14 protein-coding genes are annotated in these 12620 nt (G+C 35.0%); 13 read left to right on the plus strand and 1 reads right to left on the minus strand.

The window, feature by feature from the left end; genetic code table 11:
• Window positions 1–423: 423 nt before the first annotated feature.
• From H6G25_RS19260 to trmFO, 9 genes are all read left to right on the plus strand, one after another.
• Entirely contained in the window at window positions 424–813 is a 390-nt protein-coding gene (locus H6G25_RS19260) for a hypothetical protein (protein ID WP_190393884.1), read from the plus strand.
• Between the two features lie 3 nt (window positions 814–816).
• Complete coding sequence (locus tag H6G25_RS19265; protein ID WP_190393885.1) at window positions 817–1245, plus strand: NUDIX hydrolase; 429 nt, start codon at window positions 817–819, stop codon at window positions 1243–1245.
• 107 nt (window positions 1246–1352) lie between these two features.
• Window positions 1353–2429 (plus strand): AI-2E family transporter, encoded by a 1077-nt coding sequence (locus H6G25_RS19270; RefSeq protein ID WP_190393886.1) that lies wholly within the window; start codon window positions 1353–1355, stop codon window positions 2427–2429.
• A 366-nt stretch (window positions 2430–2795) separates the two neighbouring features.
• Window positions 2796–3950: an iron-containing alcohol dehydrogenase gene (locus H6G25_RS19275; RefSeq protein WP_190393887.1), complete on the plus strand. Its 1155-nt coding sequence runs from the start codon at window positions 2796–2798 to the stop codon at window positions 3948–3950.
• Between the two features lie 375 nt (window positions 3951–4325).
• Window positions 4326–5582, plus strand: a complete 1257-nt coding sequence (locus H6G25_RS19280; RefSeq protein WP_190393888.1) for an AAA family ATPase — start codon at window positions 4326–4328, stop codon at window positions 5580–5582.
• Window positions 5579–6250, plus strand: a complete 672-nt coding sequence (locus H6G25_RS19285; RefSeq protein WP_190393889.1) for a retron system putative HNH endonuclease — start codon at window positions 5579–5581, stop codon at window positions 6248–6250. Before H6G25_RS19280 ends, H6G25_RS19285 begins: the two co-directional genes overlap by 4 nt.
• A 61-nt stretch (window positions 6251–6311) precedes the next feature.
• Window positions 6312–6542 (plus strand): type II toxin-antitoxin system HicB family antitoxin, encoded by a 231-nt coding sequence (locus H6G25_RS19290; RefSeq protein ID WP_137909174.1) that lies wholly within the window; start codon window positions 6312–6314, stop codon window positions 6540–6542.
• On the plus strand, window positions 6535–6726 hold the full coding sequence (locus tag H6G25_RS19295; RefSeq protein WP_168359728.1) for a type II toxin-antitoxin system HicA family toxin: 192 nt from the start codon (window positions 6535–6537) through the stop codon (window positions 6724–6726). Before H6G25_RS19290 ends, H6G25_RS19295 begins: the two co-directional genes overlap by 8 nt.
• Before the next feature lie 34 nt (window positions 6727–6760).
• Complete coding sequence (trmFO, locus tag H6G25_RS19300; protein ID WP_190393890.1) at window positions 6761–8107, plus strand: FADH(2)-oxidizing methylenetetrahydrofolate--tRNA-(uracil(54)-C(5))-methyltransferase TrmFO; 1347 nt, start codon at window positions 6761–6763, stop codon at window positions 8105–8107.
• A 94-nt stretch (window positions 8108–8201) separates the two neighbouring features.
• On the opposite strand, the gene H6G25_RS19305 is transcribed toward trmFO, so the two are convergent.
• Window positions 8202–8495 (minus strand): hypothetical protein, encoded by a 294-nt coding sequence (locus H6G25_RS19305; protein WP_190393891.1) that lies wholly within the window; start codon window positions 8493–8495, stop codon window positions 8202–8204.
• Between the two features lie 334 nt (window positions 8496–8829).
• Between H6G25_RS19305 and H6G25_RS19310 the strand changes: the two genes are divergently transcribed.
• From H6G25_RS19310 to H6G25_RS19325, 4 genes are all read left to right on the plus strand, one after another.
• On the plus strand, window positions 8830–10068 hold the full coding sequence (locus H6G25_RS19310; RefSeq protein WP_190393910.1) for a pitrilysin family protein: 1239 nt from the start codon (window positions 8830–8832) through the stop codon (window positions 10066–10068).
• 22 nt (window positions 10069–10090) lie between these two features.
• Window positions 10091–11362, plus strand: coding sequence for a pitrilysin family protein (locus tag H6G25_RS19315; RefSeq protein WP_190393892.1), 1272 nt, complete (start codon window positions 10091–10093; stop codon window positions 11360–11362).
• A gap of 250 nt (window positions 11363–11612) precedes the next feature.
• Entirely contained in the window at window positions 11613–12254 is a 642-nt protein-coding gene (locus H6G25_RS19320; protein ID WP_347239224.1) for a peptidoglycan-binding domain-containing protein, read from the plus strand.
• A gap of 10 nt (window positions 12255–12264) precedes the next feature.
• Entirely contained in the window at window positions 12265–12618 is a 354-nt protein-coding gene (locus tag H6G25_RS19325) for a phage holin family protein (RefSeq protein ID WP_190393894.1), read from the plus strand.
• Window positions 12619–12620: the final 2 nt, after the last annotated feature.

Consider the following 12620-nt stretch of genomic DNA (forward strand, 5'->3'; position numbering starts at 1 on the left):
CCTAATGATAAAATAAAATAATTGCTCAATAGATTATGAACGGAAAAAAGAGCGAATAATAGTAAAAGTTTCGCTCTTTCTTCTGCTAGAATTTAGAAAATGAAAACCCCCTGGGGACTGAGGGGGGTGCGAGGAGGGGGCAAATGAAGTACCTCATAAGAGCGGAAACCCCTGTATATAAAACAATAAATACCATAAATAGGATTATAGTTTAAAATTAATTGATCTCTTGATTATTTGGGCATAATTTTGTATTTTTTGAACAAAATACTATTATGATATAGCAGTTCCCATGCTTGTGAGGTACAAAGTTTTTTAGTTTTAGGGAACTCTTAACAGGGAACTCTGAACAGAGAATAAATTGGTGTGTACTTCATGAAACTGGGGAACGCTATAAGTAGAAACTAATTTGTGTAAACTCTTATGCAACAACGAAAAATTTTTACTTGGCGATTATTTTACCTGGGACTATGTTGTTCTCTGATAACAGGAATTTATGCTTACAATAAAAGAGGAAATTCTGGTATCAATTTAAAAAATTTTAATGTTGGTACTAATGTGACACAAATTCAGAAAATCAGCAAAAAAAATCAGGATACTACAATTTATATTCAAGGTACAGTAGAAAAAACTGCTCCCTTAATCAAACAAAAAGCATATCAAATTAATGATTCAACTGGTAAAATCTGGATTATCACTAATCAAGGAAATTTTCGAGTTGGAGAAAATGTAGTATTAAAAGGTAATGTCCAGTACAAAACAATTTCTTTAGCAGGGAAAGAATACGGAGAAATTTATTTAGAGGAAAAGTAATTTATGAACGGTCAATTAGTTAATGTAGCCGTTGCTATTCTCTATCGAGATAATAAGTTTTTAATGCAATTACGGGACAATATTCCTAATATTATAGCTCCTGGATGTTGGGCTTTATTTGGTGGACATATTGAACCTGGAGAAACTCCAGAAATAGCAGTTCAACGAGAAGTTTTGGAAGAAATTGGTTATGAATTAACTGCTTTTTCTCAATTCGGAATTTATAGCGATCAAAAAGCAGTTCGTTATGTCTTTCAAGCACCCTTGTTAGTACCATTAGATCAACTTGTACTTTCTGAAGGTTGGGATTTGGATTTGTTAACAGCAGAAGATATCCAGCAAGGGGAATATTTTTCTCAAAAAGCAGGAGAAGTAAGACCTTTAGCAACTTTACCTCAAAAAATCATGTTAGATTTTATTAAAACGCTATAAAATGATGGTGTGGGCTATATCAGTTAGGTAATCAAAAGCTTTGAAAATGAAAATTTTTAATTGCTTTTCCAAAAACTTAGATTATTACTTAGATTATTAATAAATCCATGGAATCACAACCAGAGAAAAAACTAGCAAATTTACCGAAATGGCTAAATATAGGATTAGCATTTCCTATAATTATTCTTAATGGATGGTTATTAATTCAATTTATTAACTATTTTCAACCTTTAGTTAGTATTATTTCTATTGCTATTCTCCTAGCTTTTGTTTTAGATTATCCGATTAAACTTCTCCAAAAACGTGCAGTACCTCGTATTTTAGCTGTTGTAGTAGTATTGCTATTATCTATTATAATTTTAGGTGCAATTGGGGTTATTTTATTACCACTTATTCTGGAGCAATTGAATGAATTAGCTAATCTTCTTCCCTATTGGATTCAATCTGGAACTCAACAAATAGAAGACTTACAAAATTGGGCATCTAGACAAAAATTACCAGTAAATTTAAGTGGTTTAGCTGCTGAATTTTTAGGTAAAATATCTGCTCAACTTCAGTCTTTTACTGGAAAAATCTTAGGTTTTGCTTTGGACACTATTGGAAATTTATTTAATTTAATTATCACCATAGTTCTGACGATTTATCTAGTTTTGAATGGTGAAAGTTTATGGGATGGAATTTATCTCTGGTTTCCTGCACATATTACTAGGAAAGTTAGGGAGTTACTGCGGGAAGATTTTAATAATTATTTCATAGGTCAAGCTACATTAGGTGCTATTTTAGCTATGACTATAACACTCGCATTTGTATTGTTGCGTGTGCCTTTATCATTACTTTTTGGCTTAGGAATTGGTTTATTTTCCCTATTTCCTTTTGGAACAGGTATTGGTATTGGTATTGTTAGTTTATTAGTGTCCTTAAAAGACTTTGGTTTAGGTTTAGAAGTTGCAGCTATATGTGTAGCTATTGACCAAATTAATTCTAATATTGTTGCTCCACGCATTTTAGGAAATTTAACTGGTTTAAATCCTGTATGGGTGGTAATTTCTTTATTAATAGGAGCAAAATTAGGAGGTGTGGTGGGTTTATTAGTTGCTATTCCTCTAGCTAGTTTTATTAAAGATATTGCTGATAATTGGCGCAATGGTGAATTTAAGAAAACCTCTGTTAATGTTGATAAGTAGGTTGGCGTTAAAAATTGTCGTTATGACAAGGGAACAGGGAACAGGGAACAGGGAACAGGGAACAGGGAACAGGCTTCGCCGTGAGCGTCAGCCGAACGGTTTTGGGCAACTTTACTTTTCGTTACTTATGTCGGTTTTTTTCCGTTCACTTAGTTAATGTTGATATTGAATATCTAAAAGAATCATAAATTATGGAAAATCTGATATATTGGTTTGGTGGATATTTATAAAAAATTCTGCCATATTAACTGCATATCTTATTTTTCATATCTTATTTTTCATAAATGGGATGTAGTTGAAGATGCAAAAAAACAAGAAACTGATTACAATACTCAAAATCAAATCTCATTCCTTTGTCTAACTATCATGGAAAACTTTGTTTTTTATAATCCTGTTAAAATCCTGTTTGGTAAAGGTCAAATTGCTAACATTGGTACAGAAATTCCCCCAGAGGCTAAAATCCTGATTACCTATGGTGGGGGTAGTATTAAAGCCAATGGCGTTTATGATCAGGTAAAATCAGCATTAGCGGGACGGAATGTATTTGAGTTTGGCGGTATTGAACCTAACCCACACTTAGAAACTTTAATGCAAGCCGTTGAATTAATACGCAAAGAAGGTATTGATTTTCTCCTCGCAGTGGGTGGTGGTTCTGTCGCGGACGGAACTAAATTTATCGCTGCTGCTGTTCCCTTTATAGGCGACCCTTGGGATATTTTAGCAAAGGGTGCGCCCGTAACTGCGGCTTTACCAATGGGGGTAGTGTTGACCTTACCCGCGACCGGTTCGGAAATGAATACAAACGCGGTTATTACCAAGTGGGAAACTCAAGAAAAGTTATATTTCGCCAGTCCTTTGGTATTTCCGAAATTTTCAGTTCTTGACCCAGAAACGACTTTTTCTCTCCCTCCTAGACAAATTGGTAATGGTATTGTTGATGCTTTTACTCATGTCATGGAACAATATTTAACCTATCCGGTTAATGCACCATTACAAGACCGCATGGCTGAATCAATTTTGAAAACTTTGATTTCAGAAGGACCAAAAACCTTAGCAAACCCCACAGACTATGATACTAGAGCAAATTTAGTTTGGTCAGCAACAATGGCCTTAAATGGGTTAATTGCGGCTGGTGTTCCCCAAGATTGGACTACTCATATGATAGGTCATGAATTGACAGCTTTACATGGCTTAGATCATGCTCAAACTTTAGCGGTTGTCTTACCTAGCACTTTAACAATTAGACGCGATCGCAAATGGCAAAAACTCCTACAATATGCAGATAGAGTCTGGGATATTGTCGGTGGTTCAGAAGAGGAACGGGTGAATACAGCAATTAGTAAAACTCGTGATTTCTTTGAATCAGTTGGGGTGCGTACTCACTTATCTGATTATGGTGTGGGGTTAGAAACTATTCCCGCAGTTATTGAGAATTTAGAAAAACATGGGATGACAGCTTTGGGGGAAAATAAAGATGTTAATTTGGAAGTTGTTGAGCAAATTTTAGCTCTTTGTGCTTAGAAATTAACTTGGTAGGGTAACGATAAATATTGCTTGATTTAGGGTGAAAGGGAAAGAGGAAAATGATCATAAAAAAATATTTACTCTTTACCCTTTAACTCTTTCCATAACTACCAGAAACCTGCGAGTGAATATATTGATGGTCAAATTTTGTTTATCGTCCACAGCAACTTGAGGTATTTGATGAATCAGATATGTTAATTCCTGTACCGTCTTTTGCTAGTGATTTAAAATTGACAGTTGGAGAGTTGTTTGCTTGGTTGTTAGAGTGAAAATGAGTTAAGATTCTTCACTAGTTAATGAGTAGTTTACCAAGATGCTGTAAAATATAATATATATTATATAATAAAGTTTTGCTAGTTTTGGTTTGAATTTATGAGAGTTAAGCGTCTAAAAATGCAATCTTTTCGAGGAATTGGTGATTTAACAATAGATTTTGATGAAAAAGAACCAACAGTATTTATTGGTATTAATGGTGTAGGTAAATCAAGTATTCTTGATTGTTTAGCCATTCTATTATCACGTTTTTCTAGTGCAATTCAACACTCGACGGCTTCAGGAAGATTGTTTACAGAAGAAGACATAAAAAATGACAAACATGAAACTCATAATGAGATAATAACTGATTTTGAATCTCAGGCATTTACTTGGTCTTTAACTAAAGTTAAAAAAGGACGTATTAAAGATACAAGTACAAATTTATCTGAAATCAACAAGATTACTGAAAATATTAAACATCAATTATCTTTATCTAAAGAATATAATCTCCCTGTTATCCTTTATTACTCAACTAATCGTGCGGTTCTTGATATTCCATTAAAGATAAAAAAACAACATTCATTTGCACAAATAGATACTTATGAAAATGCAATTAGCGGTACGGGAAGTGACTTTAGAATCTTCTTTGAATGGTTTAGAAAACAGGAAGATTTAGAAAATGAATTACGTCTAGAAAATAGTCCTAATTATCAAGATAAACAATTAGAAGCAGTAAGACAAGCTATTTCTTCCTTAATTCCCAATTTTAATAAATTGCGTGTCCGTCGTTCTCCTTTAAGAATGACATTACAAAAAGATGGAGAAGAATTAATAGTTAATCAATTATCAGACGGGGAAAAATGTTTGTTAGCAATGGTAGGAGATTTAGCGAGAAGATTAGCTATTGCTAACCCTGGTTTAGAAAATCCGCTTGATGGGTTTGGAGTAGTTTTAATTGATGAAATTGAATTACATTTACATCCAAAATGGCAAAGAGAAATTATCCCAGCTTTAATTAGAACATTTTCTAATTGTCAATTTATAGTTACTACTCATTCACCCCAAGTAATTAGTCAAATTAAACCTCAAGGAATTTATATTCTAGAAAAAACAGATACAGATATAATTGCTAAACGTCCTGAAAGTTCCTATGGTAGAGATAGTAATCAAATATTAGAAGATTTAATGGATGTTCCTGAACGTCCACAGGAAATAAAACAAGAAATTTTAAAATTATTTCGTTTAATTGATGAAGGAAACTTAGAAACTGCTAAAGAATTGAGAAAAGAGTTAGCTAAAAAAATTGGTGAAGATGAAGCACAGTTTGTCAAAGCTGATATTTTAATTAGAAGAAAAGGACTTTTACGTAAATGAAATATATTCAAAAAAGTGCAGAACCAACTAGTTTATCTACATGGAAAATCAAGCAATGTGATAAAATACCTACTTGGAAAAGTTTTGGAAGAACTGTAGTTAAAGGTCAGCTTTTAGAAATTTTATTAAAAGAACAAGGTTATATTTGTTGTTATTGTGGTGTTGCTATAGATAAAGGAAATTGTCATATTGAACATTTTAAACCTCAAGGTATAGATGAAACTGTGAGATTTGATTATTTTAATCTTATAGTTTCCTGTCAAGGAGAAGATCAACAACCCCGTGTTCCTGTACATTGTGGACATCAAAAAGATAATTGGTATGATGAAAAGTTGTTAGTTTCACCGTTAATAGCAAATTGTGCAGGGTTTTTTAAATATTCTGCTGCTGGTGAAATTTTACCGACAGAAGAAACTAGTAAAAAACTTGCTGCTGAGACAACAATAGAAAAATTAGCTTTGAATATTCCCAAGTTACAAAGAATGCGTCAAGCTGCAATTGATGCAGAATTAGAATTATTAGCAGATGAGGATTTTAATGAAGAGGAAATCAGGAATATTATTAAGGATTATTTAGAATTGAATGATGACGGAAAATATCAACAATTTTGTGCTACTATTGTTTATATTTTGGAAAATTATTACTGTAATTCAATTAATCCAGGTTAAAACATATTTCGTGGACAATAAGCAGTATAATAATATAAAGATTAAGTAGCTTACATATTCCATGCCAACTATTAAACAAAGATTTACTGTAATTCTTGAAAAAGAAGACAATGGGTATGTTTCCCTGTGTCCAGAATTAGATATTGCTAGTCAAGGAGATAGCATTGAGGAAGCAAAAGATAATTTAAAAGAAGCAATTGAATTATTTTTAGAGTTTGCTTCACCTTCAGAAATAAAAAATCGTCTTAAAAGCGAAATTTTTATTACTAATTTGGAGGTTTCTGTTGGGTAAGTTACGCTTACTATCAGGTAAAGAAATCTGCAAAATTTTACAAGACAATGGCTTTACAGAAGTTAGACAAAAAGGAAGTCATATTGTCATGCAAAAAGCAATAGAAGACTCTACTTTTGTTAAACTGGGTACATTAATGTCAATTATTCGACAATCTCAACTACCTCGTTCTCTATTTGAATAATAATTTTATCTCCAATCTCAAATCTCAAATCACTATGACACAACAACCGATACAAGTAATTGGCGGCGGACTTGCAGGAACAGAAGCAGCATGGCAAATAGCCCAAGCGGGCGTGCCTGTAATTCTTCATGAGATGCGCCCTAAACGCTTCAGCCCTGCCCATCATACCGAAAATTTAGCCGAATTGGTCTGTAGTAACTCCTTTGGGGCTATGGCCAGCGATCGCGCTGCCGGTCTATTACACGCAGAATTACGGCAACTTGGTTCTATTGTCATCTCTAAAGCAGATGAACACGCAGTCCCCGCTGGTGGGGCTTTGGCGGTGGACAGAGGACAATTTGGGGAAGATTTGACCAAAACCCTAGCCAATCACCCTTTAATTGATTTTCGACGGGGGGAAGTTACAGCCATTCCCGAAGGTATTGTCGTTTTAGCTTCAGGACCCTTAACCAGTCCCGATTTAGCCGCAGATTTACAACGGTTTACGGGGATGGAATACCTCAACTTTTTTGATGCTGCAAGTCCCATTATTGCGGGAGATTCTATCAATAAAGATATTGTATTTATGGCTTCTCGCTATGACAAAGGTGAAGCAGCTTATCTAAATTGTCCCATGAATAAAGAGCAGTATTTACAATTTAGAGAAGCACTTTGTCAAGCCGAACAAACAGAATTAAAAGACTTTGAAAGAGAAACAGCGAAATTTTTTGAAGCTTGTTTACCAATTGAAGAAATGGCAAAAAGAGGGGAAGATACCATGCGTTATGGACCTCTCAAACCAGTGGGTTTATCCGATCCTCGTACTGGAGAACGTAATTATGCGGTAATTCAATTACGACAAGAAGATAAAGCTGGTCAACTTTGGAATATGGTAGGATTTCAAACTAATTTGCGTTGGGGTGAACAAAAACGAGTATTTCAAATGATACCTGGGTTAGAAACAGCCGAATTTGTCAGATTAGGAGTAATGCACCGGAATACTTTTTTAAATGCACCCCAGTTAATGTTAGCAACTTTGCAATTTAAAGAGCGTCCAACGTTATTGGCTGCGGGACAATTAATAGGAACAGAAGGTTATACTGCTGCATCTGCGGGAGGTTGGTTAGCGGGAACAAATGCTGCCAGATTAGCTTTAGGAAAAGAACCGTTAATTTTACCAGTGACAACCATGATGGGGGCATTATTTGAGTTTATCAGATCCGCTGCACCAAAACATTTTCAACCCATGGCTCCTAACTTTGGAATTGTCCCAGATTTGGGTGTAAAAATCAAGAGTAAACCAGAAAAATATGGACGTTACCGGGATAGATCCTTAGCGGATTTAGCAACTTGGAAAAGGGAAAATTTACCCATTTTAACTGAAGAGGAAAAATATAGATAATTTGCATAGCTAAAATTTTTCCAACTCTTGTGGGGTAGACTTCCTTTTATTGTGGGCTGGGCTTCTAGCCCACAATAATAATAAAATTTAAACATTAATCCTTCTGTTTTAACATCACTAAACCATGAATACCTACCGCTGTAATCACACCTCCTAATAATCCCCAAGTAGCATCTGCAAAAACATTAATTCGATGAGCTAAAGCTCGATGATATGCAAATTGTAAATTTCCTTCATTAGGCCTTTTATCATTGGCAATTTTTTCTACATAAGTTTCAGCCTTAATCAACGCTTCATAATCCACAGCAAAAAAATAAAGAGAAACCAATACTACCAGAAACCCAGGAACAACTAAAGTAAATAGCAAAATTACTGGACGTGTTTTCATAAAAACTTAGTGATTTACTGAATTTATATTATTTAACTTTATTTTCGTAAAATTTACAAATGACGCAAAAACCTGTCAACCCCTTATTTCTCCGTGTCCTCTGTGTTCTCTGTGGTTCGTTCTTACCAAGACCAAATTAAAATCAAATTATAGTAGAATAAGCAATTTAATAATAATCAAACGCAGATAAACACAGATAAACGCAGATAAGCGATAATGATGATTCTGTGGAGTCTCAGATAAAATTTAGTAGAAGTCATGAAAATCAAGGTTAGAATAACTAAATTAAATTTCATTAAGTTAGAAGAAATTGTCAAAACAACTCACTCACAACCTGTTTCCCGGTTCAGTTATCAAATTAGATCATGGCTTAACATTAATTCACCAAGAGATATCCACTACACCAGTGGTAGTAGCTGACGTTTGGGTGCGTGCTGGTGCTAACCTAGAACCAGAATCTTGGTTTGGAATGGCACATTTCCTAGAACACATGATTTTTAAAGGCACTCCCAAGCTGCTTCCTGGGGAATTTGATGATCACATCGAAAAAATTGGCGGTGTCAGTAATGCGGCAACAAGCCACGATTATGCCCATTATTGCATCACAACCGCTGCTAATCATCTAGAACATACTCTACCCCATTTAGGGGAATTACTCCTCAATGCAGCCATTCCTGACGATGAATTTATCAGGGAACGGGATGTGGTGTTAGAAGAAATTCGTAGTTATAATGATGATCCCGATTGGCTAGGTTTTCAATCTCTGGTTAAAAATGTTTACCAAAACCACCCTTACGGACGTTCTGTCTTGGGTACTGAGAAAGAATTGATGCAGTATTCACCGGAGGCTATGCGTTGCTTTTATCGCAGTTATTACCAACCAGAAAATATGACTGTGGTAATTGTGGGGGGAATTGGTGAAAAAGCTGCTAGGGAATTGGTAAGCCGTGTATTTGCAGATTTTCCCAAACGGCATAGTTGTCCCCAAGGCAAAGTTCCAGCGCCGATAATTAAAGGCATTCGTCGTCATGAGTTAATATTACCGAGATTAGAACAAGCAAGGTTGATGATGGCTTGGAAAGTACCGGGAGTAGAAGAATTTCGGGCTGTTCATGGTTTAGAATTATTATCAGTGCTATTAGGGGCAGGCAGAATTTCTCGCTTAGTATCTGATTTGCGGGAAGATAAACAACTTGTTCAAGGAATTTCCTGTGATTTTTCTCTACAACAAGAATCAAGTTTATTTACAATTACGGCTTGGTTAGAATCAGAATATCTGCAACGAGTTGAAGATTTGATTTGTTCCCATTTACAAGCATTGCAAAATCAAGAAATTAGTCAGCAAGAATTAAATCGCATTCAGAGGATTTTATGTAATGATTATGCTTTTTCTACAGAAACACCAAATCAACTAAGTAGTTTTTATGGTTTTTATCATACTATAGCCCAAGCTGAATTGGCTGTTACTTATCCCCAAGAAATCCGGTCTTTCAATGCTCAGGAATTGCAAAAAATAGCTCAACAGTATCTTTCTCCAGCTAATTATGCTGTGACAATTCTCCAACCTTGTTAATTATTAACCTGTGAAATTAAGAATGCAAACTATTAATAGTCCCTCGCTCATTCATCGTACTGTATTAAGTAATGGCATTGTTTTATTAGTATCAGAAAATCAAGCTGCTGATATTATTGCTGGACGGATTTTTATTCGTGCTGGTAGTTGTTATGAACCACGGGAAAAAGCTGGTTTAGCTCATTTGTTATCAGCAGTAATGACAAAGGGTTGTGATGGTTTATCAAGCTTAGAAATTGCTGAAAAAATTGAATCTGTGGGAGCTAGTTTAGGTACAGATGCAGCGACAGATTATTTTTTGCTATCTTTAAAAACAGTAACTGCCGATTTTGTTGACATTTTAACATTAGCCGGACAATTATTGCGATCGCCTACTTTTCCCGAAAATCAAATAGAATTAGAAAAGCGGTTAGCAATTCAAGATATTCGTTCCCAAAAAGAGCAACCTTTTCACCTAGCTTTTGAACAACTGCGTCAGGTAATGTACTCAAATCATCCCTATTCTATGTCAGTTTTAGGTGATGAAACAACCATGAGTAGTATTACCCGTGCTGACTTAGTTGAATATCATCAAACTCATTTCCGTCCTGATAATATTGTGATTAGCATTGCTGGACGCATTACAGCAGAACAAGCAGAAAAACTAATTACCAAGATTTTTGGTGATTGGAAAATACCCGCTTTACCAAAACCTACTCTTAATTTACCACAAATTATCGCCTCGCTCAAACCTTGTCTACAACCCCTAAATACACAACAATCAATTATCATGTTAGGTTATTTAGGACAATCAGTAAATCACCCAGAATATGCCGCTCTTAAATTACTTTCTAGTTATTTAGGTAATGGTCTTTCTAGTCGTTTATTTGTAGAATTGCGAGAAAAGCAGGGTTTAGCTTATGATGTATCTGCTATTTATTCTACCCGACTATTTCCCGCTGCCTTTATAGTTTATATTGGTACTGCACCAGAAAATACCAAAATTGCTTTTCAAGGACTTCGCCATGAAGTAGAATTATTATGTAACACCGAACTATCAGAGGCAGGATTACAAACCGCTAAAAACAAAATTATCGGTCAATATGCTTTAGGTAAACAAACTAATGGACATATTGCTCAGATATATGGCTGGTATGAAATTTTAGGCTTAGGAATTGAATTTGATCAACAATTTCCCGAACTAATTAATAATGTCACAGCAACGGAGGCAATTACATCTGCTCGTAAATATTTACAAACACCATACTTGTCTATAGTTGGACCAGAAGAAGCTATTGGGACTGTCATTTTTTAACATCTTAATCTCAAAACCAAAAACCTTAAATTGCGGAGGTTGGTTTGACCCAAGGAAAGCCAAAAAAATCTGCTCACGCTCAGTGTAATATAATATGAGCATAAGAAACTTATATAAAAGTTCTATGAAACTTAGTCACATTAGTCAGATAACAAGTATCCCGAAATTCAGCGCCAATTGTTGTTATTGTTTACTCTTGTTAACAACAACACCCATATTAATTATTTCATCTGCACTAGTATCAATAGCAGTGCCAATTAAAATTGCTCAAGTCAACCAAGAACTTAAAATTAATCGTCCTACTCTGAAACTTGGTAGTCAAGGTGAGCGTGTAAATGAACTTCAAGCAGCTTTGAAGATTTTAGGCTTTTATACGGGAGATGTAAATGGTACGTATCAACAAAATACAGCTATGGCCGTTTATCGCTTTCAGCAAGCTGCTGGGTTAAATCCGAATGGTAATGTAGATAATATTACTTGGCAAAGACTATTTCCCAGTCCTGCAAATATCTCTTCATCACCCAATACGATCAATAGTATTACTAATATTCCCAGTAAAATAAATAATAAACCCAAAATTAATAACCCAACTATCAAACGCACAACCCCTGCAAATAAAATTCAACCAACTCCTATTAATCAGCAAATACCTGGTATCCAATATACAACCGAGGGATGGCCAATTTTGCGTTTAGGCATGAGTGGTCCAGAAGTAATTAAGTTGCAAAAACAACTACAAAATCTGGGGTTTTTAACTGGTACAATAGATGGAGACTTCGGGGTATCCACAGAAGCAGCAGTCAAAGCAGCTCAACTCCGTTACGGCTTAAAACCTGACGGTGTAGTTGGTGGTGGTACATGGAAAGTTTTCGTAAAACGCACTTCCCAATGACGATAAAAATATGAAACACTTCCTTTTAACTTGGCTTGGTACTGCGGTAGCATTGTTAATCACAGCTAAAATTGTCCCTGGGATTATTCTCAGTGGCTTTACTGCTGCTTTAATGGCCGCTATTGTTATTGGTTTAGTAAATGCCATTGTTCGTCCCATTTTGCAGATTTTAGCATTTCCTATCACCTTAATCACTTTAGGCTTATTTACATTTGTAATTAATGGCTTAACTTTATGGTTTGCGAGTTCCATAACTCCCGGTTCTGGGTTTGAAATTAGGGGTTTTATTCCTGCTTTTTTAGGTTCAATAGTCCTATCAATTGTTTCTGGTATTATTAACCAAGTTGTTAATGCAATTGATTAAAT

It is taken from the genome of Dolichospermum sp. FACHB-1091 (genome assembly GCF_014697585.1).
GTDB lineage: Bacteria > Cyanobacteriota > Cyanobacteriia > Cyanobacteriales > Nostocaceae > Dolichospermum.